The sequence below is a fragment of the Bremerella alba genome (assembly GCF_013618625.1).
Taxonomy (GTDB): Bacteria; Planctomycetota; Planctomycetia; order Pirellulales; family Pirellulaceae; genus Bremerella; species Bremerella alba.
In genome coordinates this window covers 315,854-341,741 of record NZ_JABRWO010000005.1, presented here as the reverse complement: position 1 = coordinate 341,741, position 25,888 = coordinate 315,854, and the positions used below count along the sequence as shown (strand labels likewise).

Genomic DNA, 25,888 nt, shown 5'->3' with positions numbered 1-25,888 from the left:
GTTGCTCGCTACCTTGATGGTTCAAGGTGGCGTAGCACTGGGCGGGTTCGCTGCTGTGGCTGAAGCCCAGACGCCGCGTGCCCTGCCCACTTCGGCTATCCAAGCGACACCGATCGAAAAAACGACGGCGTCGCAAAGCCACCTCAAGTGGCGCCCCTCTACCCAAGTCAGCACCCCGGCGAAGCAGCCAGCCAGTAAGGTTCAGCCTGCTTCGCACGTGCAGTTGGCCGCCGCAGACGGTCATTCGGTCGTTCAAAACGTCTCGACGCTCCCCCCGGCAGACCCGTTCAACGATCCCTTCGGCGACCAAGTTGTCCAGTACACCGCACAGCAGTCGCAACCGCCAAGCCGGTTTTCGGCTCCGCCAAGTCGTCGTCCTGATAGTTCTCCCAGCCAGCCACCGGTCGCAGAACCGCCGGCAAGCCAATCGCCCATGCTGGAAGATCCCTCGACGCCGCCGATGCAACCTGCACCGACCGAGCCTACGCCGATGCAGCCGACTCCTACCGAGCCGATGCCCATGGAAGCGGCTCCTATGGAATCGCCGATGGCGGTAGAGCCGATGACTGAAGCGGCCCCCATGCAGCCGATGACGCAGCAAACGCCACCGCGTTCCAACAATAATCTGCCGCCGCCGCTGTTCCGTACGCAGCCAGAAATTCCGAACAACTCGGATCCCGATTGCGAGCAGGTCTACCAAGATCGTAACTGCTGTGAAGAGTCGGACAACTGCCGCGAAATTCGCAATGAACTCGGCCGTTTCAACATTCGCAATATTTCGCTCGATATCTCTTCGCCGTACGCTCCGGATGAAGACGATCCATCCGTGGCCGAGTCGATGCAGGCTCAAGCGATGCAAAGTGCCCCGGCTCGCCAATGGCATAATATTCAAGGTGATGTCGTTGCCGATGGCCGTATGCTCGATATTCGTGATCGCCGCGTGCTGATCGACGACGGAAATGAAATCAAGCGGATTCGTATCCAAGACCTGGGCAGCGACGAGAAGTGCTTCCTGACCGCCTACTGGAACTTGCCGTACGAATGTGGATGGACCGACCAGCCGTTCATGGGCCGCCACTGGGCTCCGCTGGAAGTCAACTGGACCGCTTCGGCCTTGTGCCACAAGCCGCTGTACTTTGAAGATCGAGCGTTGGAACGCTATGGCCACACGACCGGGCCGATCTCGCAGGTTGTTCTGTCGGGGGCTCACTTCTTCGGAAGTGCTGCACTGCTGCCTTACCAGATGGGCATGTACCCGCCGACCGAATGCCGTTACGCACTGGGTTACTACCGACCTGGCAACTGTGCTCCGCACCTGATTCCACCGGTGCCGCTAAGTGCCCGTGGTGCCGCCCTCCAGGCTGGTGCCGTGCTGGGGGCCGTTTACTGGATCCCCTAAACAACTCACTACTGAGAGCGATTGGACGAGAAGGGCTGCCTGCCTGCAGGTACGCCCTTCTATCGTTTCTTGAGCGTGCTATTGCGACTGAAGTTCGAAATCGAACTGGTTTGCTTCCCCTTCTTTCACCACAACGGATAGTTCGCTGTGGCGATTGTATTTGGCAGGGACTGTCTCAGGGCTCTGGACATCGCGTCCGTCTTCGCCTGGCGTGGTAGTGGCCGTACGGATCCGTACGATATATTTCCCAGCCGGCGCCCCTTTCTCGTTGATGGTATACACCAATTCATACGCGCCGGAAGCATCGGTCATTGCGATGGCCGGTCGGCCACGTTCGGCTGGAGTGAAGATGACTTCGGCGTTGGCAAGGGGCTGGCCGTCCAGGGTAACATGACCGGTCACGCCTTCGTGGTGGCCTGTTTCGCAGCCTAGGAAAGCGATCAAGAGTAAAAGCGAAAAACAAACTAAGCGTCGCATGGCTACCGTGCCCAAAAATTAGAGTAAGGCGAGATAAGGTTGGGATGCCCGGAGCGGTGCTGGATAGTCACCCCCACGATGATGAGAGATAAGCGTGAAGGTCAATTGGATGAAATTCCGTTGACCTCCACGCTTGGACTGTGGGACTAGCCGTTGCTGATCGGGGCTCCATCATCGCGAGTACCTAAACGCTGGTAAGTACCGAGATTACTGGAATTGAAGCTTGGCGGAGTCGTATCCGCAGCTTGGGTATTTCCGTTGATACCGTCGTTGTTGTAGTCGATTGTGTCGGAAATAAAGTGGACCGAACCATCGGCGTAGGCAAACAATGAGCCACCAGGATGCTGGCTGGCAAAACCCTCCACGCATTGATGCGATGCGTTGCTGGTGTGATTAACAGGAATGGTGATTCGTCCAATGGTGTAATCAGCACCCTGGGGGCCGCCGCCGGTCACATTGCGATTACCGACCCATGCACCTTGGGCACATCGCAAATTGCGTTCGCCGAGCATGAACGTATTCGAGGTGCCGTCGGTGATGTCTGCGAAGCGAATTTCGCTACCACGAAACAGCAGTCCGTTGTTGCGGCGATGATCAACGTCGAACATCCCGCAAACACCGATATAGTTCGATTTCGCCACGCGGAAGTTGTTGTCTACGCTGGAATTACCGTTGAAGTGCCGGCCGGTACCGCTGTTCATCTGGCCGCCATCCATCAAGTGTTTGCCGGGGTCGGACGGGCAAATAAAGATATCAAGCTTCGTCTGCGTCAAATTACGAAGCGTTGTGTCGTCGAGAGTGACTCTTAAATCTTGCTCTGAGACGCGTAATTGGTCGTACAGAGATGTCTGTTCGATAAACGGGAGGATATGAGCACCCCAGCCCCACATTTCCTGGTTGGCGGCACCGTCATCTCCCCCAGCTGGAAACTGGCCAAAAATGTCGTGATGGTTATGAAAACCCAAGGCCAAGTTCTTCAGGTTGTTGTTGCAGCTCATTCGACGAGCCGATTCCCGTGCCTGTTGAACTGCCGGAAGGAGTAAGGCAATAAGGACACCAATGATTGCGATCACTACCAATAGCTCGACAAGCGTGAAACCATTTTTCCCGCGCATTTGCGTGCTCCTAAACTGAACAGAAGAGAAAGTGAAGAGGCACGCGTTTTAGCAGTAAATAGCAAAAATAACAAATAAATAAAACTTTGCGATGGCAGGGCGGGCGTTTATTGCGCGTTTATACATAGGCATTAATGGCGTGGTAAATCACTTAGTTGTCAAGCGAGGCCTTGATCTGGAAAGATAGGCTACTGGCAAATAGTCATAAAGGGTGGGTTGCTAAGGGGCGGGATGTGGTTTTCCGAAGAATGGATTTCAACTAGAAAAATAGCAACGAATGCCCAGTCTGGTATACGGCCAGTAGTACCCTTTTCGGCAAGAGGCAAAACCGAACGATGGGCCAGCATCGTCGTACTAACAAGTCAGAGAAAACTCGCTCAACTTGTTAGGACGGTGCGAGATCCGTGGCAATGCTTATCTTTCTGGACTACTTCTTGCTGATCTTTCATGTCGCCCTCACCGCGTTTAATGCCCTAGGCTGGGCTTTTGAGAGAACACGGAAGGCTCATTTACTTCTGATCGTATTGACGCTCGCCTCGTGGACAGTGCTCAGTCCGTTCTTTGGCTGGGGCTACTGTCCCTTCACCGATTGGCATTGGCAGGTGAAGCGTGCGTTGGGTGAAGGTCCCCTGCCCGGCTCGTTTATTAAGTACTGCCTCGACGGCTGCACCGGCTGGGACTCAGACCCTGTCATGGTGACCTATGCGACTGCGGCCGTTGGAATAGTGGCCTTGGGGATGTCGCTCACTCTCAACGTGCTGACTTGGCAAAAGCGGCGAGAGCGCCCAGCAGCGGAAACGGTGTGAATTAAGACCGTTTCTCTCAGTGCAAGCCCGATTTGGCACGCTAGCGAGGGTTCCGGTCTGTTAATTTGCAAAATATCTGCGGCTCGTAGTGAAAGTGTTGGTTCTTCCTGCGTTTCCGTGCCGATTGGTTGTGTTGAAGGTATCGAAGATTCAACCTGAGTCGCACTCGAGGTTTGCCCTTGGGGCGACCTTCAGATTGCCAATTCACCAACCGTTGTCGACCACTGGGCCATCCAGTTTGCCTTTCGATTGCGAAAGAGGAACCCATGAGAGCCACTACCTTGTGGACTGCCTTAATGTTGTCCGCAGTGTTATTTGCCGCACCGGCGAACGCTGAAAAGACAACCTATGCCAAGCAGATCGGTCAAAAGACGATCGGCCAAGATTCGTCTGCCGTGGTAAGTTTTGCCAACGGCGATTGGCACGATAAGCCTCAGTCCGATGAACAACTTGGGCCGCAGATGCAACCGCAGATGCCGCCGGGGGCGAACCCCTACGTTGCCATGGATCCCTATGGCCAGATGATGATGCCGGGCATGGCCGGGGGCTATGCTCCCGGGCCTGTAATGCAAGCCGGTTACGGGATGCCCATGGGGGCACCTGGTGGTCCGATGATGGACCCGAATGTTATGCCGGCCGGTCACCTCGGTGGTCATGGCGGCCCCGGATGCCAAGGCTGTAGCGGTGCTGGATGTCAGCAGTGCATGGGCGGAGGTGGCGGTGGTCACTTGGGCAAGCACCTGGGCAACGGTGGCTGCGAAGCCTGTGGCGGTGCCGGATGCGGCGGCTGTTGCGGCTTGACCGGCGGTCACATCTACTGTGGCTTCAGCCGCGGGATTGGCAATGCCTGGGACATGACACCCTACGGCGGACGTTGTGCTCCGCGTTGGGCTGACGTGGTGGTCGATGCGACCTTCTTCACGTTCGAGCCTGGCAACACATCGACGAACTTGACTTCGCAGGGTGCTGCCAACAACCCAGTGCTGAACACCGACAACTACGATTTCACCAACCAAGGTGGTGTTCGGATGTCGCTCAATCGCACCTTCATGCCTGGTAGCTACATAGAATTCAGCTACCTCGGCATTGGAAACTGGGCATCGTCACAGGCTGTCTATGGCAACGGCGACCTGGTATCGGCCTTCTCGGGCTTCGGTGTGGATCCGGTTGGCGGTTACGCTGAGACGGGCCAAGGAAGCACTCTGCAGATGTTCTCGACCTCGAATCGCATGGATTCGTTCGAGTTGAACATGCGACGCTTCTTCACCTCGGCCAACTGCTGGTGGCAAAGCTCGTGGTGGGTTGGTTTCCGCTATGTCCGTGTGGACGACGACGCTGTCTTCGACACGCAAGGTGGCAGCGGCAACCTGGCTTACAGCATCGACGCCGACAACGACCTGTTCGGTGCCCAGTTCGGTGCGGATTCGGCCCTGCGGCTGACCACTCGCTGGACCTTGTCGATGTTCGGCGAAATCGGTGTGTACGGTAACCGTGCCACCTACGATTCGACGATCGCACTGAACGATGCCGCAACAATCATTCAGGAAACAGCTTCTTCGCGACGTGCCTCGATGGTGCTCGAAGCAGGCTTCCTGAGTACCTTCAAGATTGTTCCTCGCGGAACCTTGCGAGCCGGTTACCAGATTGTTTACATCGACGGTATTGCCCTGGGTAGCGACTCGTTCAACTTCGAGACCGGGGGTGCTTTGCCTCTGGGAACCGCATTGGCAGGCCGACAAGCGTCGATCAATGACAATGGAAACGCTCTTTATCACGGTCCAACGGTCGGTTTCGAGTACACCTGGTAAGGTGGTCTCGTTCAGGACTTAGAAGAATCATTAATAGGGTCGACGAACACGTCGACCTTATTTTTTTGCGCACAATGGACACTTAAGACGAATTCTCTGGCAGAGACCATCCTGCCGGGGGGATTCGTTTTTGTCTATTTCTGGGGAAATGGGTAGAAAATCGGAACATTCGTAACTATCGTCAGTCTAAGTATATTCCGTCGAACTACCTAAATGGCGGGGCAAGGCTAACCAACGAAGTTGTCGTAAGGCTCGATTCTGGGCTTGTTTGCGATCACTTTTTGATCTGGCACGGATACTCATCGTGCCTGCTCGATCAATATATAGACCGCCTTGATCGCCCATTTCACCAGAAACAACCTGAGATTCATCCTGCGTAAGGGGAGTGATTCCATGAAGTGCCGCGGCAACCGTAGATCCTCAAAGCGTCGCCCTAATGACGTGCATCGAAGTCAACTAGAACATCTAGAAACCCGGTCGATGCTCTCCGCCGACTTATGGGAATCTCTCGAAGCGATTCCAGCCAGCGAGTCGGGGAAGGAAGCAAAAGAAGTTGCCACTAGTTTTGAAGGACTTGCCTTAGATGTAGACGCAATGCGTGGGCTACTAGGCACCGCTCCCGATGAGTTCTCTGGCCAAAGCGGCATTGTGGTTGAGCTACCACGTCCGGACGGGACCTTCGAGAGCTTTGCTGTCTACAGGACCAACTTGCTGGCCCCGGAATTGGCCGCCAAATATACCGACATCCAGACCTTTGTCGGCTATTCGCTGGACAACGATTTCGGCAATCTTCGCATGGACATCACGCCGCTTGGTTTCCATGCCCAGGTCTTGAGCCTGGAAGGTTCGTTTAACGTCGATCCTTACTATCACCTGGAAGATGATTACTACACGTCTTACTTCCGCAGTGATGCGATTGCCACGGATTTAGACCTGCCGATTGATGTGCAGGATCACCAGCATGGAACGGACACTACGGATCTTTCAGCTAGAGCATTCGATGTTGAGACCTTTGCTCGAAGCTCCGGAACAGAACTGCGCGTTTATCGGACGGCAATCGCTGCCAGCGCAGAATATACGCAGTACTTTGGTGGAACGGTTGCCGGTGGGTTGGCGGGGATAACTACGGCCCTCAACCGTATTACCGGTGTTTACGAGTCTGAAGTAGGGATCCGTCTCGAATTGGTCGCAAACAACGACCTAGTTATTTATACCGATGCTGCAACCGACCCCTATGCGGATCAGAACGACTTAAACACAGTCCTTGATGAGAATCAGACGGCAATTGACGCGGCGATTGGTGTTGCCAATTATGACATCGGCCACATGTTTGGGTACGATGCGAATGCACTAAATGGCCTAGCTGCTGTAGGTAGCGTGGGCGTTGATGCCATTAAAGCACAGGGTGCTACTGTTCTGAATGACGTTGAATCGGATGTCTTCTATATCGACTTCGTCTCTCACGAAATTGGGCATCAGTTTGGTGCGTTTCACACTTGGGCATATTGCGGCGGCCCGAATAACGGTTCCGCTGTAGAACCGGGAAGTGGCGCCACGATTATGGGATACGCCGGTCTCTGTGGACCGGACGATATTCAAGCCAACTCTGTCCCTTATTTCAGCGCCTACAGCTTTGATGAAATCATCGCCCACGTCGATGACACCATTCCGAATGTGGGTACTCGAATCACTACCGGAAATATGATTCCGACCGTCGACGCTGGAGCCGATTATACCATTCCGGCGAACACTCCGTTTGTGCTGACCGCCATCGGCTCTGATCCGGAAGGAAACCCACTGACGTACACTTGGGAACAAATGGACGGTGGCATCGGAGCCCCACTTGCCGCCGGTGATACTGGCGGAAATGCGATCTTCAAGTTCGTCGAGCCGACGGCTGATCCTTCGCGTTATTTCCCCGCGTATGCCGACGTGCTCAACAACACGACGTCCATCGGCGAAGCGTATCCATCGACCGATCGCGATCTCAACTTCCGGGTAACCGTTCGTGATGACAACGGCACTTACACGGCGATCAACAACGACGACATGTTGATTACTGTCGTCGACACCGGGACACCATTTCAGTTTATTGATCCTAACCCGGGTGAAACGCTGACCGGCGGTGCCGCGTTTAACTTCACGTGGGATGTCGCCGGAACCAATGCTGGTCAGATCAACGCCCAGAACGTGCGGATCACGATGTCGATCGACGGCGGCTTGACCTTCTCGGAAACCGTGGTGGATAGCACGTCCAACGATGGCAGCGAAGAACTGACCGTCCCGAATGTTGCATCGGATCAAGTTCGTTTCCGCATCGAAGCGATCGGCAACGTCTTTTACGACATCACCAACGCCAACTTGACCGTTGAACAGGGGGCCGGTGGCGTGGGTGCAGTAGACGCGTGCGGTGTCGCTCTGCCGGAAGGTACCACTTCTTTCGCAGGTGCCGTAGGTGGTAACTTCTTTGCGTCGAACCATGCCATTCTCGATGGGACCAATCCCGGACAACTGGGCTACGACGAAGTGATTCTCGACTTCCTGCGTGGTTCCGGAACGTCGTCAGTGATTCCCAAGTCTCAGTACTCGATCGCCGTCGTGGGCAATGGTAACGTCGACTGGTCGTTCACCAACGGAACACAAGCCGCGACAGGTTACGAACGTACCGACTTCTACAACATCAACTTCATTGATCCCAGCGTTTTCAATGAATTGATCGCACACGATCTGATTATCATTCTTTCCAGCGAATCGGCTGTGACAGATGGTCTTTCGGACAGCGAAATGGCTTTGTGGGCGACGGTGGAAGATAACCTGGCTAATGCGGTCAACGACCGTGGACTCGACCTATGGGTTGGGGCCTCGGGTGGTGATGATGCTTACCACGACTTCCTGCCATCCGGCGTTTTGACAACTACTGCCGAAACTGGTCTGGATCCGCTTGATGGATTTGAAGTGACCGTCGAAGGTCAGTTGTTGGGTATTACCGAAACGATGGTAGATGCCGCGGACGCAACGTTCTATTACAGCGGACTCGATAACGACCTGGCCTCGCTGGAACAGCGATACATTGGCGAGTCGATTTCTGTCGCGGCCGCAGGTATTGCTTTCGTCGGCGATGAAATGATTCTGGCAGCGGACGTCCCCGGTGGTACTACTCAAGGCATGGTCGGCCTGGCCTTCCAAGACCTGAACATGGATGGCTTCCGCGATCCGCTCGAAATGGGTGTTGGTGGTGCGAAGTTCTTTATTGACTACAACGGTGATGGTGTGATTGGTCTTTGCGAACCAACCGCCACGTCGAACACTGCCGGTCAATTCGTACTTCGCTCGGCCTATTCCGGTACTTTCGAGGTTCTGCCGGTTCCAAGTCCTGGGGCCGTCGTTACGACGGAAGGTCGTGTCTTTGTCACCATCCAAGAGGACGGTTCGGCCTCGCTGAGTGCCCCGCTCGAGTTTGGCGTAATCGCCGGTTCCGACGGCGGCAACGGTGGACTAGGTGGAAGCACGCCGGTGGCTCAAGGTGCATATCTGGGGAACAGCCCAATCGCAGATGACGGTGTCTTCTTCGGCAACGGCATTAAGAAGGGAGCCAACACGGTAACCATCACTTCCAGTGTCGCCCATAGCAATGTCATCATGAACGCCTGGCTCGACCTGAACAAAGATGGTGACTTCAATGATGCGAATGAACGTATCTTCACCAATGTCCGACTGACACCGGGTCAGCATGACTATACGTTTACCATTCCACAAAACATCTTTGACGACTCGGTCCTGCCGGATCTTGCAAGGTTGGCTGCCAACATGCGGTTCCGCGTTGGTCCGACACTAGACATTGCTCCGACGGCTAATGATGCATTTGGTGAAATCGAAGATTACAAAGTCTTCATCACCCAAGAAGCCGAAAGTGGACTGGTTGCCGTGGATGATGTCTTCACCTACGAAGAAGACACCGACGGGCAGGTCTTTAATGTCTTGGCCAACGACAGCAGTTTCTTCAACCGCTCGTTGACGATCGTGCCAGGCAGTGTGACCAATATCAGCCCCGTTGAAGTTCCACCGCTGGATATTTATGTCTCGCCAGACGGAACGCGGATTATCTTTGATGCCGCCGGAGTGATGGACCTGACCGAAGACATTACCTTCGAGTACATGGTTCAAGATTCCACAGGTGTTACCGAAACGGCGACGGTTACCTTGGTTGCTCCGATTGATCCTTTGGCGACCACAACTACCGCAAACCCGCTGGCCTTTAATAACAAGAACTTGAATGTCGACGTCAATAACGACGGCAACCTAACCAGTTTGGATTACATCGCGATTCTGAACGAACTCCGAACTTCGGGTTCGCGCGTTCTGCCAAACTTCGGAAGTGGTTCCTCGAACTTCAATATGTTCATCGATATCAATGCGGATGGACACTTCTCATCACTCGATTTGCTGGCGATGATCGATACCCTGTCGACCTACCACCTTCAAGGCGAAGCCCTGGAGCAAGAGCCGGTCAGTGGTGAGTCGGTGCAAACGCTTTCGGCAGTACCGGTTGTTGAAGTAGCCGCTCCGATCTCGAAGAAGGAAGTGGTTGCCACAACGGCCCCGGCATCGCGAACCGATGGAGCGTTCCAGGTGGTTGCTTCCGATCTGGTGATCGCATCGGAATCGGGCGAAGGGGAACCTCTCGAAACTCAAGTCGTCTACGACGAATTCGCGACCGAACAGGCATTCAGTTCGCTGGGAAGCGATCAGAGTGACCTGCTGTGGAGCGATACCGACGAGCTTGAGTTCGCATCGACTGCCGGCGAGGCCGAAGACGACGTCTTCGCTGACCCTGAGTGGGATAGTGAACTTCTGAGCTACTAATTCTCAGCCCAATTTACAACTTGAGAAAGCCTCCCTTAGATGGGGGGCTTTTTTTATGGATTTGCGCAAAAACACGAGCTTCGGTTTGCCTATCAAGCTAGATCGCTCTCTCGGCATGGTACCCCTTTAAGAATTAGCTCGATTGATAAGATTCTAGGGGAAATGCGGGAACTAGCACGCAGGTCAGGGCGTCAAAACTTCGACTAGCCCTGTTTTCTCGCCATTATAATGGCAGACATCGCAGTGGATGATTATTCCTAAGTTTAATGACAGAAATGGTTTAACGGTGATTCCTAGCAGTTTGGGCCTGCATCTCAAGAGCTAGGACAGATTGAACGAACAGTTTGAGATAAATGGGCGAAATGGAAAGTTGCCCCCCGTTAGAATTTGCTGTGTTAATTTGGGTAATTATAATCCGACTTGGGATTACCAAATGTCTCTCTTTTTCGCCTGTAGGCATTTGCCTTCTGAGAAAGTGTGAGTTTCAGGACTAGTCTCCCGATTCGCGACAGGATGTTGCTGTCCAACCTAACTACTCGAGCCTCCAGCTTTAACGAAGATAAAAGGTTTGCCAAATGACCAGTCGTCATGCGAGTAAGCTTACCCGAGCCCAACGTCGTGATCTCAACAAGAAGAACCGCCTTCTTCGGCAGACCAAGCAGCGCTCGATGAAGCACGAGCCGTTGGAAAAGCGCGAGTTGCTGGCTGCCGACGGAATTGTTCCGCAGTTAGTAGGGATTCAGCCCAACAGTGGTGAGCTTCTGCAAGAGGACGACGTTCGTGGCATCTCACCGCGTTCGCTTACGTTCAACTTCGCCGAAGTCACGGATGCGTTCAATCTGATCGATCCCGCAACGCTCGGTGAAGGGATCGCCATTTCGCGAGCAGGCTTGGACGGTGTCTTCGACACGTCGGATGACGTGCTGATTACCGGCCCCGACGCGAACTTCGAGGGTTTCATCGGTATCGGCGACCAGCCTAACCAGGTGATCGTCCGCTTTGGCGAGGCTTTGCCCGACGACCTTTATCGCATTCAAATCACCAGCGACCTGACAGACATGGACGGTGAGGCCGCTGAGGCCTTCACACGCAACTTCGAGTTAAACCTGGCGCCTCAGGTCATGTCCGTCGTGCCGCAGCCGGTTACACGGAACCAGACCACCGGCGAACTTGAAATCGCCAGCGATATGATCTACGTCTATTTCAACGACGACGATCTCGATCCAAGTTTGGCGAACAATCCTGACTATTACCAATTGACGTTCCAGCGAGCCGACGGCAGTGGTTCGGCTGAAAATAGTGATCTCGGCTTGGGGAATGACTCTCAGGCTTTCTATCCGGTCAGTGTCGTCTACGATGCCGACCTCGATCTGGCCATGTTGCAGTTTGATGGACCGATCGAAGACCTCATCAGCACCGCTGATTCGAATGCCGGCTATTCGACCGTCTTTCGGCTGCAAGTGGGCGTCCGTGGTATTGCCAGCAAGGGATCTCAGATTCTCGACTTGGTGACCGAAGCGCCCGAGCAGAACTCGAGCTTCGACACGGCGACCAACCTGTCGAGCTTTATCGGTCAATTGCAGAATGAATCTGGTTTCGAGGACTACGGAACGACCGCTAATCCCGCGAACTTGTTCGATGGCAATCACGAGTTCCGAGTCACCCGTGGTGCGACGGTTGACGTTGACGGTGAGAATGGAGTCGACGTCAATCACACCACCTTCACGATCGACGACGGTTTGGGGAATCTTCGTACGTTCGAGTTGACGGTCGATCCACTGGACTTCACTCCCGGCAATATCCCGATTGATATCAGCGCCCTTGGCGATTCCACGGTCGACCTGGCCATTGCTATCCGAAATGCCATCAATGCCGAGACTTCCGCGACATTCCAGGTCAATGCCGATACGGTAACCGGGTTTAGCACGGATCGAACCCAGCTTCGCGGTACCAATGGCAATCGCGTCAGCATGGTGCTGGGTAGCAAGTCGACCGGCCTGATTGTTGACCGGACCCAATCGCTGGTTATCCGTGGTGAGATTAGCAACGTTAATCCATACGACATTGCGCTGCCCGGTGGTAACGACGAGCCTGGTCATCGTGATGTTGAGCTTGGTGGCGAGAATCATATCCCTGGCGGCGATGCTAATGGGTACGGCGTGACCGTCTACACCTATAGCTTTCCGGGTTATTATGGTGTCGACCCGGCCAGCCAAACTGGTGAACCGTTCCAAAACCAGATTACCGAAGAGCAGAAGATTCGTGCCCGCGAGATCTTCGAAATCTATGGTTTCTATGCTGGGATCGATTTTGTCGAAGTCCCTGGAGACGTGGGTTCCAGCATCCGAGTGGTTACCGGCGACTTGCGTGGTGCGCCTGATGCCGCTAATATTCCCACCGGCCCAGGCGGGGCAATTGGTATTGCTTCCGGTGGCCTGGTCATTATGGAAACGGCTGACCACGACCAGCCCGGTGATGACGAAGTGGGTGCCAAATGGCAAACTACGGCATTCCACGAAATTGGCCACGCTTTAGGGTTGGAGCACACCTACGATCTTCCTCCCGGAACGATCATGGGCAGTGACGATGGCCTGAATTTTGGCATTGCCCCGGAATCGCTCTTGCCAGGTGACTTTGATCTCACCCATCTGCAGCATCTCTATCGTCCGGACGTGATCGATATCGACATGTACCGTTTCGACGTGACCGAATCGGGCAAGTTGTCGGCCGAAGTGGTTGCCGAGCGATTATCCGATTCGAGCCGTCTCGATTCGACACTGACGCTGTACCGCCTCAACGGTGATGGGTCTTACACGGCGCTTGCACGTAATAACGACTACTTCAGCGAAGACTCTTTCCTGGAAATCACCCTTGAGCCGGGGACTTACTTCATCGGCGTCTCGGCCAGTGGCAATGATGTTTACGATCCGAACATTGAAGACTCAGGTTTTGGTGGGACATCTGAAGGCGAATACCACCTTCAGCTTCGCTTTGCTCCGACCTTGAACGATTCGATTCGTGATACCGGGGCGACCGTCTCGCAGCTGAATACGATGGTTGTCCGCACCGGTGGATCGGGCTTTAGCGATGGCCAAACGATCATTCTAAGTGATGGTCAAGTGACGCGGACCTTTGAGATGGATTTCAACACTTCGCTCAATGATTCCAACAACCAGCGCGTTGCAATTACCTCTTCGATGCTGCAAAGCGATGTGGTTGCAGCATTGGTAAGTGCGATCAATAACGCAGATTTCAGTGTCGTCGCTTCGTCGACTGGTAATAGGATCGAACTGCGAAATCTAGCTTCCAACAATCCCATCACGCTTGCTCCGAGCATCATTCAAACTCAAGCGATCGTAATCACCAGTGGTGCTGCCGCAGGTGCCGCGATCGATGGTGATCTCGATGGTACCGCAGGCGGAGCTTACAACTTCTGGTTCCGAGCAGAGCCGTCAACTTACGCTGGACTGTCGACTACCACCCCGCGGACCTTGTTCGTCGACGCTACTTTTACCGGAACGACTCAAACCGGTTCGATCAGCCAGCCGTATTCCACCATTGGAGCCGCGATCACGGCGGCTGAAAATGCCGACCGTGGCGATGTGATTCGCGTGATCGGTCTAGGAGGAATTGGCGACGAACAGGACACGCTGGATGACAATATTGCGTACCTAATCGGTCGCAATCCGTTGAACAATGCTCCGTTGAAAGATGGAACCGACATCGTGTTACCCAAGGGGGTGACTATGATGATCGACGAAGGAGCGATTCTGAAGTTCTCCAACTCCAGCATTCAAGTCGGTAGCACGTCGGTCATCGATGATCGCAGCTTTGCTGCACTGCAAATTCTCGGTGTTCCTGAACGCTATCAGCCCAATACCGAAACCAACGGTACCGTTACCCAAGATGACGACCGAGTCAATCGCCGCGTTACGTTGACCTCGTACCGTGAAACGACTCTCCTCAATGATCCTGATGCCGAGAAGGTTGGTCACGACAGCTATACCGATGCCGATGCCGGCCCTGGTAACTGGGGTGGCATCCTCTTCAATCAGGAAGTCGACCGCGAGCAGTTGCGGGGAACTTATGAAGATGCCGGTATCTTCCTGAATTCGGTGATCGGTGCTGAATTCCGCTATGCCGGTGGTATCACCGAAGTCGATGGTGCTGACGTTTCGTTGGCACCGATCTACATGGAAGAGTCGCGCCCGACGATCAACTACAACATTATTCGTCTCAGCTCGGGAGCCGCCTTGTCGGCCGATCCGAACAGCTTCGAAGAATCGAACTATACGGTTTACAACGGTGCACCTGCATCGTTCACGCCGGACGTTAGTCGGATCGGTCCCGATATCTTCGGCAATCGGATCGTCCAGAACTCGACCAACGGTATGCTCGTGCGGATTCTCTCGTCAGCAGGTGCCCCGCTGGAAGAGTTGACCGTCGCGGCACGCTTCGACGATACCGACATCGTATACGTGATTCAGGAAGCACTTCATATTAGCTCGACGCCAGGGGGACCAACCACGACCGGCGAGCTCGAGATCAAGGTTCCGCACCTTTCCGGCGTGACGGTCGGTTCGCAACTCGTGATCGTAGCAACTTCGGATACGGTTGATCCGAATACGGGTGACTTTGTCGAACGCACTCTGACGATCGAATTCGTCAATGGGACGCCCGTTTCCTCAACAAACGACGACGTTGGAGCCGTCTACCAGATCGATCTTTCCTCGATGACTCCCAGCGAAATGCCAACGGTGCTTGAAGAAGAAATTCCCGTCGGTATTTTCACCGAGGAAGCCCTGGCCGAGCAGATCGCATTTTTGATCGAACGTTTCCGCAATGCTCAGGCCCTCGTGGACCCTGCGTCAGGCGGTCCGTACTTTCTGAATATCGATCCGGTAGCGACCGCCGGAAACATTCGCGTATCCGGCGATTATACCGCGACCTATATCTACAACCCTGACGAGATTAAGGTCACCAATTTTTCCGATGTCGAAGTAGGGACCTCGCTAGAATTTGTGGCGACTTCGGATGTGTTTGATGCCGGGGCGAACGAATTCGTTGATCGCACTCTGACGATCCAATTCGTGGACACATTGCCCGTGTCAACGCCGACAGCCGACGGCGTTATCTACCAGATCAACATCGAAACGATGATGATGAGTGAAACGCCAGGAGTAGGTGACGATATTCCTCAGGGAGTCTTTACCGAAGCTGCTCTGGCCGAACAAATCGCCTTCCTGGTTAACCGGTTCCGTGACGAACAAGCGGTGGAAATATCGGGGCCCTTCATGTTGGAATTGGATGCCACGGCAACCGATGACACCGTGAGCTTAAGTGGCGACTACCAGGCAACCGTAGGTAGTGGTTTCTTCTCTGGTACAGGTGGTATCGTGGTTGGCGCGATCATAGATGCTCGCTTCGATTCGAGCTTGATCGTCGATCCGAACGTCGTGGTGAAATTCAACGCTGGTCGTATCGAAGTCGAGATGGGTGCGAACTTCATCGCTGAAGGTGCGCCCGGCCGACCGGTTGTCTTCACGTCGCTTCGTGACGATCGCTTCGGCTTTGGCGGTACTTTTGATACCAACAACGATGGCGCTGCTTCTACTCCAAGCGAAGGGGACTGGAGCGGTATCTACTTTGCCCACGTCTCTAGCGGTAGCATCGACAATGCCGTGCTGGCCTATGGCGGTGGCGAATCGAACATCAATGGCGGCCAAGCCCACTTCAACGTGGTCGAAATCCATCAGGCTACGGTTCGTATTACGAACACGACCTTCGAGTACAACGAGGATGGCAAAGGCGCAGGTGTTGGTGGTGATACACGCAACGGCCATATGAGCAACGCCAATGCGGTTGTCTTTGTCCGCGATTCGCAGCCGATCATCGTGGGAAATAACTTCCGCTTCAACGAAGCCAGCGTCTTGAACGTCGATACCAGCTCGCTTAGCCACGAATTGATCGTCGACTGGGGCCGTTCGACCGGCGACCTCGACCGACAACGTGGCTTGGGTGACAACCAGGGTGCGCTTATTCGCCGCAACCTGCTCACCGACAACCAACTCAACGCCATGGTTGTTCGTGGCGGTACGCTCACCACGCAAAGCGTCTGGGACGATACCGATATCGTTCACGCCCTGTTCAGCACGATTTACTCGACCAATTTTCACGCCTACGGCGGTATCCGCCTGGAAAGTTCCGCCACCGAGAGCTTGGTGGTGAAGCTCAACGGTGACGATGCGGGGTTTGTGGCCACCGGCAGTCAGCTAGATATCGATGATCGTATCGGTGGTATGCTGCACGTGGTCGGTCAGGCTGGGTTCCCTGTGGTCTTCACCGACTGGCGTGATGACACGGTGGGTGCTGGTTTTACGCAGTACGGAACGCCTCAGACCGATACCAATAACGACGGCGACATCACCAATCCGATGCCGGGTGAATGGGCTGGCCTGATCATTGATCAGTTTGCCAATGATCGCAACGTGCAGGTGATCGTCGAAGCTGAAGCGAACAATCTGACCGGTCGAGGCGTCAACGGCGCACCGCAGACGGCTCAGTCCCTGGGGCGACTCGCTCCTGACGAGTACGGCGGTGACGACATCCGACGTCTGGGCTTCGAGGTCAATGGTTACTTGAGCAACACGGCCGACGTCGACGTCTACAGCTTTGTTGCCGAACCGGGGACTGAAGTTTGGTTCGATCTAGACAAAACAAGTTACTACCTGGATGCGGTCGTCGAACTGGTCGACGGCAACGGCAACGTTCTAGCAGCCTCGACCAATTCCTTCGATGAATCTGGTAATAGCTTATACGGCCAGAATTCGATGTTGAAGGTTACCAATCCACTTCAGAAGTCTGGTTTCTACGAAGACGATTTATGGTCGATCAATCCACGCGATGCTGGCATGCGAGTCGTGCTGCCTGGTCAACCGGGAACGGCTCGAACCTATCACATTCGTGTCCGCGCCAACGCCGACGATCTCACGTCGGTTAACGGAAATGTACAGGCCGGTAACACTAACGGTGTGTACCAACTCAACGTCCGCTTGCGTGAAGTCGACGAACTTGCTGGCACGTCAATTCAGTTTGCCGATATCCGTTACGCTGAAAATGGTATTGCCATCTATGGTCAGCCAGGCCATTCGCCCGTTTTGGGTGAGTCGGCTGAGACCTCCGGCGGCAATGGTACGATCGGGTCGGCCCAGAATTTGGGCAACGTTCTGAATTCGGATCGAGCCGCGATCAGCGTAGCTGGAAACGCCGATTTCAGTGGATCGGACGTCGATTGGTATGAAGTACAGTTTAACTTCGACGGCATTCAATCGATCCCCGGCACCAGCGCCCCAGGCGAATGGGGATCGCTGATTATCGACCTCGATTACGCTGCTGGCTTAAACAATGCGAACACCATCGTCTCGGTCTACAGTTCCTCCGGTGAATTGATCTTCATCAGCGATAGCGGTGCGGTGAACGACGACCTCTATCATCCGGAAACGCCGGGTAATGAAGGTCTGACGGACCTCTCGCGAGGTTCTAGCAACAACGGCGATCCGTACCTCGGCACGATCATGCTGCCCGCTGGTACGCCTGAGACTCCAGTGACCTACTACGTCGCTGTCAGCTCGCAAGAGCGATCTCCGATTCAGATGAATCAGTTCTTCCAGACCAACGCAACCAACACAATGGTGCGTCTCGAACCGATCAACTCGGTCCATCGAATCGTGGAAGATCACATCGGTGGCCCTGCTTCTACTTCGGCCGCGCCGCCAGAATATACGAGCATTATTACCAATGCGAACGTCAATCCGTATGTGCTCGGTGACTTCGTTGTCTTCCTAAGCCAAGCTGCAGGTGCTCATACCGATCTCTACATGATCGACCCTTTCACGGGTGCTGTCGAATCACGCGTGGGTCGAACCAATAATGAAGCTTTTCGCGATCTGATCATGGCCCCGGACGGAACGTTGTACGCTTACGACGTCGATGTAACGGGACGTCAGGAAGATGGCAACTCTGGTAACTTTATTCAAATTGATACCGGAGACGCTACGTCCACGGTGATCACGCCCACAACGATCACAACCTATAAGCTTAACGCTGCCCAAAATGGCGTTGTGGTTGCGAACCCGGCTAACGCCAACGAAGCTAGTGGTACCGGTTATGGGTATCTATTTGAAGGGACGACGTTCCACAACAATTCTTCCGCTGATGGTCTCAGTCTGTACGCGGTAGGTAACCGTGGTGACGTCTCGCCAACTGAATCTTTTACGGATCAATCTGATACTCCATACGCCAACATCCTATTCTTTATGGATGCCAGCGAATCCGACGGCGACGGCGATCCGATCGGTGCCCCGACTGATTTCGTCAGTAAGATCGATACTGGCTTGTTGAGCAACCCAACTGCTACGAATGTCGCAGGATTTTTGACGCGTAGAATCAATACCTGGTTCGACTACGGTACCTCTGCTGGTACCAATGCGATAGTTACCACTGCGGCTACCAATGGGACCACGGCATCGCTTCAGGATGGCATGTTGTTCGAGGTCGATCTCGATGGTTTCGGCGTCGGCAATCCTCCCACAATCTTTGAACTTGATTTCGGTAACGAATTCAACTTGGGGTTGAACCCCGGTGGGGGCAAGTTCATCCAGGATGGAATGACATTTGAAGTCGAAGGCTCGGTCGCCAATAACATTGTCTTCCAGACTGGCAATGTCATCAACGTAGCGAATTTTGACCCAGCCTTCGTTGCCAATACGGGGGCTGACAATACGCAGCGCAGCTCGATCACCATATCCGGTGGTGGACAAACTCGCACGTTCGTATTCGACAATACCGACAACGGACCGGTTTCTATCACTGGAAACCAGGTGCGTATCAGCTACGACAGCACCACAACGGCGGCTCAGATCTCTGCCGATTTAACGGCTGCCATTAATGTCGCGTTCACAGGTGTGGGTGTAACGGCCGATGCGACCGTACCAGGCCGTATTACGCTTGAGGGAGAAACAAGCTCTTCGGCGAGTGGAGCCCTAGGCGGAATTTCCCTCGATGGCTCGTATGGTCAAACCACGAGCCTGAATAACATCATTGTGAACGTCGAGGAAACGTGGAGCAGCAGTGAGGTCACCGGGGCGATTCAAGCCGCGGTGGACAGCGCGAGAACGGCCAGCGATACCACACTGACGGTCAGTGCCTCTGGTAGTCGCTTCAACTTCCTGGAAGGAACTACTGGCACTCCCGTCTCAGTAGCTTACAACCAGGTTGCCAATGCTTTCGACGGACTGTTGAATCCGCCGGTCTCCGCAGCATCGCAAGGGGTTGCCGGTACGAATCAAATCGTCCAGATCGGGGCCGGTTTCAGCAGTGCTCAGGTGAGTGCTTCGATTACCGCAGCGGCGATCAGCGGTGGCAATGCCAGTGCGACGAGCGCCGGCAATGTTGTGACGTTTGGAGACCTGAGCGTTGAAATCGATACCGATACGGCTTTTGAAGCTCCGTTTACCGTGGGTGGTGAAGCCAGCGGTGGCTATGTTACCGGTTTGGGGTGGGTTGATGACAATGTATACGCCGTCACAGATACGGGGGGGTTGTTCAACCTGACGCCTAATGGGGACTTCGAGTATGACGCCAAAACCGGTGAAATTGCCGCCGACTTTATCACCACAATTGAAGATGCAGGCGGAAACGGTGTGAGTTTTGCAAGCCTCTCGGCTGGTCCTTCCCGAGGCGAAGAAGGCAATACTAAGTACTCGGACGTACTGTTCGGTGTCTCTGAAGATGGCGATATCTACGCTTTCGATGGAACCGGTTCCGATCAATTCGTCTTCCACGGAAACAAATCGAATATCTCGACCGGTTTGGATGATGTCACCGGTCTGCAGTTCGGTACGTTGAATGAAAACCTCTGGAACATCAACGATATCGCTGAAAACGAAGCCGGACACGGAATCAATATTCCGGTCGATAACTCACGGGATGCTTCCAACGGTGGAAACAGTCTGTACTTCGGTAATACCGACAAGACGTTTGTTGAAGAAAATGCGGACGGTAATGCCACCACGAATAACTACGACTTCCCTGGCGATGCCCATGGAACGGTCATTTCCAATACGTTCAGCCTGTACGGCTACAACGCCGGCGATCTGCCCACGCTGTACTTCAACTACGACTTGCAGACCGACGGGAATGACTACAACTATGGTCCAGATCCCGACAACCCAACTACGGATGCCTTGCGTGTCTTCATTGCCGGTGACGACGGTGATTGGCAATTGTTGGCGACCAACAACACTTATCGTGAAGACGACTTGGCCCCCAACGGGGACGACGAATTCGACACGTTGGGTGACTGGGCGAGTGACGCGGCCGTTCCTGAAGGTCTGCGTGCCGACGGGCAAGCTGGTACAGAAGGTGTGCAGCCCCTATTCGACAACACCGGCTGGCGACAAGCCCGAGTCGACTTGTCAGACTTCGCAGGACAAGACAACCTGCGTTTACGGTTCGACTTCTCGACGGGTGGTTCAATCAACTTGGGCGGTCAGCACTTGAGCACTGGCACCAACTTGAACACGGAAGAGCTTCGTGTTCTACGGGGTTCTCAGGTTGCTGATGGTGGCACGTTCATCGTCACCGATCCAATCAACGGTGGTTCGACGACCTTTGAGTTCAATAAAGGGCAAACCTTCACGTTCGATAGCGGTGCCCGTATCGCAGACGCGTTCAATCCACTGGCAGCAGCGGGAAATAATATCTTCACGCTCCAGCCAACCGCTGGTGGTTCTGCTGTGACATTTGAATATGTCCTGGATGCCGACGATGTGACCGGAACCAACGTTCCGATTGTCTTCTCGATCACCAATTCGCCAAGCGAGATAGCCACGTTGACGCGTAATGCGATCAATGGTCAGAGCTTGCTTGGCGTCCAGATCTTTATTGAGTCGAATGCCGCGTTCAATATCCAAGGTATCGACGATCTTACTCAGGCGGATGCCGCTTGGGGGATGACCGTCTCGGGTGATGCCGGCGTAGACGGAACCAATGTTGAAATTGCCTACAATAGCCAGACAAGTGCCGTTGACTTAGCGGAAGCGACACAAGACGCAATGAATGAAACCATGGCGGAACAGGCATTCGACCAAGGTTACTTCATGTTCAACCGTTTCGAGGAGTTCATCTACGGTAACGGTTACACATTCGATGTAAACGATAGCGGACTGGGTCATGACGGATCGTTGCAAGGGGACGATTTTGGTTACGCCAGTACTAAGGTCGGTGGTGCAGAAGCCCAAGACACTAACGACAATATGCGTGGCCAGGACAACCAGAACCGTGGCGTGCTGATCGACGATATCATCATCGGTTTTGCCGAACGTGGCGAAATGGTGACCGGGGCCACGACCAACACCAACTTTACGCACAACCAGCAGTTGCGTAGCTTTGAAATCTTGACAGGTGAATACCAGCTCGAGATTCGCCGCGGTACTGATTACGGAATTCCTGACCCGTTAGCGCCTGGCCGTCTGCTTCTGTTGTCGTCGTTCACCTTCGATACGAACGATCGTCTCAACGCCAGCTATACCGTGCTGACCGCTTCCGGGGCGGTGATTGGTAACAATGACCGCATCCGGGTTGGTGACGGTACCGACTGGGTCACTTTTGAATTCTTTGACTTAGATTCGATCACGGAGCGTCAAGCACGAGGATCGGCAGGGACAAGCACTCGAACCAGTTATGACTCGAATAACAACGTCTACAGCATTGGTTTCTACAACACGGATACCGAAGCTGAGATCGCTGTGAAGTTGATGGATGCGATCAACGACCACGCAGGGCAAATTGCCCGGTCGTTGATTAGCACCACCAGCGGTGGTTTGGGTGTTTTTGCTCAAGTGAATGCCCGTAGTGGTGTCACCACGAGCAACCGAGTCGATCTCTCGCCGAAAACCACTTCCGATGAAGTACGTCTGGAATACGATATTCAGTCGAACGACGCGTTCCGGGAAGCCTTGGATATTGGGCTTGAAGGAGACGACCTTGCTTTAAATCAGCGGTATGACTTCTCGATTAGCGGTACGATCGGCGACAACGATCCAGCCGAGAAGATGGATGGATTTGCGGACGTTGATATCTTCAAGTTCACGATGGATGCTGGTCAAGATCTGGAGTTGACACTCGGTACCTCGTTTGCCGATGCCAACGGCATCAACGCCGCTCTGAGACTGTACCTGCAGGAAACGAACGGAACGTTCACCGAGCTGATGACCATTCCGTCCGGCAATGGCTCGTTTACCTTTGACGTCATCGAAGCAGGTACCTATTTCGTTTCAGTCGCCGCCAACACGCTTCCACTGCCGTCCAACGGAGATCAAGCTTCGGCACCCCTGGGCTACGACCCATCGAAGGTCGCCAAGAATGATGCTGGCCGTCAGGCCAGGACCTACGAAGGGGATTACTCTCTGACGATTTCGGCTGCGTATGATTTTGATACTGTCGTTACGACCTCGACCTTCTTCGTAGACAACACTTCTGGGGTGAACGGCGAGTCTTCAGCCCGTGCGACGGCCGTCGATATCATGCGTCACGATCAACTCGCTGGCTTCGACCTGGTTGGTGACTCAAATCGTCACCGCGACCAGGGGCAGATCATTATCAACTCGAATATGATCTCGTACTCGAACAACTACGGGGTATTGATTGACGCTGGTAACCGAATGACCCCTACCGACGCAGGTGCGGGGAATAATCGCCCTCACCAGGGTGCTCCGATCAACGTCCCGGCGTCTGCCAACACGCAGCGATTGGCCACGGGTGTCACCGTCAAGAACAATGTGGTCTTCGACAGCCAAGCAGGGGCCATCCTGTATAGCGGCGACCCCATTACGAACCCGGCCGGTGCTGTTCCGTTCGGTCGAATCATCAACAACACACTTTATGGAACCAATAATGGTGACGTGGGTGTGACGGTTGAAGAATGGGCGGGCCCAACGCTGATGAACAACATTATCGCGAACTTCGATATCGGTATCTCGGTGGACGGGACTTCCGCAGCGACCACTGTCATTTCGCGAACGCTGTATCAAGACAATGACAAGAACACCAATGGGGGTGGTAACGGCAGCCTGGCCATTGTGCTGGGGGCCGGCGATCCATTGTTCGTCGATGCCGATAATAAGAACTTCTATCTTGATCAAGGCAGCCAGGCGATTGACGCGGCTGTAGATGCCATTCAGGAACGTGCTGAGGTTAGCCAGGTGGTCAATCCGCTGGGTATCGACAGCACTCCGCTGTTGGCTCCTGAACGAGATATTACCGGCCAGCTTCGCGTGGATGACCCGAACGTGGTTTCCAGCGGCGGTGTTGGTGGTGTGACCTTCCGCGACATTGGTGCTTACGATCGAGCCGACTTCACCGGCCCGACCGGCTACCTGATCGATCCGCAAGACAACGATGCGGCCGATCGCGATCTGGACGAAACTCCGGACGTGGTTCAATGGATTGGCGGGCCGCTGACCAACATCTCGATCCAACTGCTGGATCAAGGTGACATCTCGGATCAGGTCCAAGGTACCGGTATCGACGACTCCACGGTGACAGCGGGCTCGGTTAAACTTGAAATTGTGGGTGGGGCTCCAACCCAAGAGCTGAAACTCAATATTGATTACACGTTCGACTACGACGCGACGAACAACATTATTCGTCTCATCCCCGTTTCTGGCGTGTTCCAAGAGGGCGTGCTTTATAAGGTCACGCTAGACAGTAAACCCGATGACGACGATCTAGATCTCAGCATTATCCGCGACATCGCTGATAACCCAATCGCATTCAACAACCAAGTTGATGACGGAACGGGCACCCTGGTCGGAGAAACTCGCTTCCTGATCCAGGTAGGCGGTCTGGTCGACTTCGGTGATGCTCCTGATAAGTACGGCACGCTGTTGGAATCTGACGGTGCCCGCCATACCCTGATCGAGAACTTCTATCTGGGTGACGGAGTCGATGCTGAAATCGACGGTCAACCATCGGCGGATGCGAGTGCCGACGGCTCGACGGACGATGGTATCCTCATCCGTACTGAAGACCCGAACAACCCGGGTGGCTTCCTCAACTTCACCTTGCGTGATGGTATTGACAACCAGATCTATATCACCTCCAAGGCACCCACCGGAGCCACTTCATTTGGCTTCCTGGATGCTTGGATTGACTACAATCAGGATGGCGTATTCGAAGAAGGTGTTGTGTCCGAGGACGGCGAACAGATCCTCGTCAGTATACCTCTAACTAAAGATGCGGTAGATCCACTGAGTTCGCCTGGTGGTTTAGGGCAGTTGATTACTCTGGACAGTCTGCCTGAGGGGGTGCTCACAGGCGATACCTTCATTCGCTTCCGCTTGAGCAGTACCGGCGGGCTGACCCCCACTGGCCTTGCCGAGGATGGAGAAGTTGAAGACTACCTGGTCACCATCGGTGATCCAAGCGTGAACCCATGGCACAACAGCGTTAAGGCAGGTGCCATTTCGATTGACGACAACGCCATCACTGGTTTGGACTATGTGCTGTTGCTCAACGAACTGAGAGACCGTGTTTATACTTACGCGGCCGCAGATCCAATGAACGGCATCGCGAAGGGTGACTTCCTGCCTCAGTGGCATCCAGACACCGTCGATCCGGATGATGTACCTGCTAAGCTGGACGTCAATAACGACCGCCGTATCACCTTGACTGACTTGCTAGAGCTTCAAGACATTCTGTTCAAATTGTCAAACAGCAACCCAGAACCGATCTCGGAAGAGGGTATTTCGCAGTCGATCTTTAGTGAACCAGTTTCCGTCAACAGCGACACCTCGGGTGACGGAAGCTCGTACGAGTTCACCGCGCCTAGCCCATCGGCAGCTCCAGCCGTGAAGTCGGCACCTGTGGTAAGTGAATCGTTGATGGCAGGCTCATCAAGCTTCGATGCCATTGCACCAAGCTACTCCGAACTTCAGATGCGATCAGCTCGCGAGTTGATGGGCTATGCTCAAAGCAACGAAGTCGACTCGAGTGTGATCGACGCGACCTTCTCTGACGAAGCGATCGCCCTGGAATCGGTCAGCTACGACGATCAATTCGATCAGCTGATTGGTGAAATGGCGGACGATCTCAGCTCGAGTTGGGACGGCAAGCAGTTCCGTGAAGATGCCGAGGAAGATGCCGACTCAGACGATCTAGACGAATTGCTCTCCTTGATCAGCGATTCGAGTAGCGAAGGTTAGTTGCTCGAAAGCGTTGAAATCTAAACGACCATCGCCCACGGGTTAAAACTCCGTGGGCGTTTTTCTGCGCGTAGCTTAGAACAATAATCGTCGAATCAAGCGAGACCTTGCCGCTGGCAATCAATTCGTTAGGTATGATGCCGCAAGTCTTTGTAAA

7 protein-coding genes are annotated in these 25,888 nt (G+C 54.2%); 5 read left to right on the top strand and 2 right to left on the bottom strand.

The window, feature by feature from the left end:
• The first annotated feature begins 1 nt into the window (after position 1).
• Positions 2–1,399 carry a hypothetical protein gene (locus HOV93_RS10825; RefSeq protein WP_207396515.1) on the top strand — a complete coding sequence of 466 codons (1,398 nt, stop codon included), beginning with the start codon at positions 2–4 and terminating at the stop codon, positions 1,397–1,399.
• A gap of 78 nt (positions 1,400–1,477) precedes the next feature.
• Here HOV93_RS10825 and HOV93_RS10820 read toward each other — a convergent pair whose 3' ends face one another.
• Positions 1,478–1,876, bottom strand: coding sequence for a carboxypeptidase-like regulatory domain-containing protein (locus tag HOV93_RS10820; protein WP_207396514.1), 399 nt, complete (start codon positions 1,874–1,876; stop codon positions 1,478–1,480).
• 146 nt (positions 1,877–2,022) lie between these two features.
• On the bottom strand, positions 2,023–2,991 hold the full coding sequence (locus tag HOV93_RS10815; protein ID WP_207396513.1) for a DUF1559 domain-containing protein: 969 nt from the start codon (positions 2,989–2,991) through the stop codon (positions 2,023–2,025).
• Between the two features lie 410 nt (positions 2,992–3,401).
• On the opposite strand from HOV93_RS10815, the gene HOV93_RS10810 reads away from it, so the two are divergent.
• The 4 genes from HOV93_RS10810 (at position 3,402) to HOV93_RS10795 (ending at position 25,731) form a co-directional block, all read left to right on the top strand.
• On the top strand, positions 3,402–3,797 hold the full coding sequence (locus HOV93_RS10810; protein ID WP_207396512.1) for a DUF2784 domain-containing protein: 396 nt from the start codon (positions 3,402–3,404) through the stop codon (positions 3,795–3,797).
• 266 nt (positions 3,798–4,063) lie between these two features.
• On the top strand, positions 4,064–5,605 hold the full coding sequence (locus tag HOV93_RS10805; RefSeq protein WP_207396511.1) for a hypothetical protein: 1,542 nt from the start codon (positions 4,064–4,066) through the stop codon (positions 5,603–5,605).
• Positions 5,606–6,085: 480 nt separating this feature from the next.
• Positions 6,086–10,468, top strand: coding sequence for a reprolysin-like metallopeptidase (locus HOV93_RS10800; protein WP_207396510.1), 4,383 nt, complete (start codon positions 6,086–6,088; stop codon positions 10,466–10,468).
• Positions 10,469–11,043: 575 nt separating this feature from the next.
• Positions 11,044–25,731 carry a GEVED domain-containing protein gene (locus tag HOV93_RS10795; RefSeq protein ID WP_207396509.1) on the top strand — a complete coding sequence of 4,896 codons (14,688 nt, stop codon included), beginning with the start codon at positions 11,044–11,046 and terminating at the stop codon, positions 25,729–25,731.
• Positions 25,732–25,888: the final 157 nt, after the last annotated feature.

Bases quoted from the DNA above. Each gene is read 5' to 3' on its own strand.
- HOV93_RS10820 (WP_207396514.1), bottom strand. From the start codon at position 1,876: ATGCGACGCTTAGTTTGTTTTTCGCTTTTACTCTTGATCGCTTTCCTA.
- HOV93_RS10815 (WP_207396513.1), bottom strand. From the start codon at position 2,991: ATGCGCGGGAAAAATGGTTTCACGCTTGTCGAGCTATTGGTAGTGATC.
- HOV93_RS10810 (WP_207396512.1), top strand. From the start codon at position 3,402: ATGCTTATCTTTCTGGACTACTTCTTGCTGATCTTTCATGTCGCCCTC.
- HOV93_RS10805 (WP_207396511.1), top strand. From the start codon at position 4,064: ATGAGAGCCACTACCTTGTGGACTGCCTTAATGTTGTCCGCAGTGTTA.
- HOV93_RS10800 (WP_207396510.1), top strand. From the start codon at position 6,086: ATGCTCTCCGCCGACTTATGGGAATCTCTCGAAGCGATTCCAGCCAGC.
- HOV93_RS10795 (WP_207396509.1), top strand. From the start codon at position 11,044: ATGACCAGTCGTCATGCGAGTAAGCTTACCCGAGCCCAACGTCGTGAT.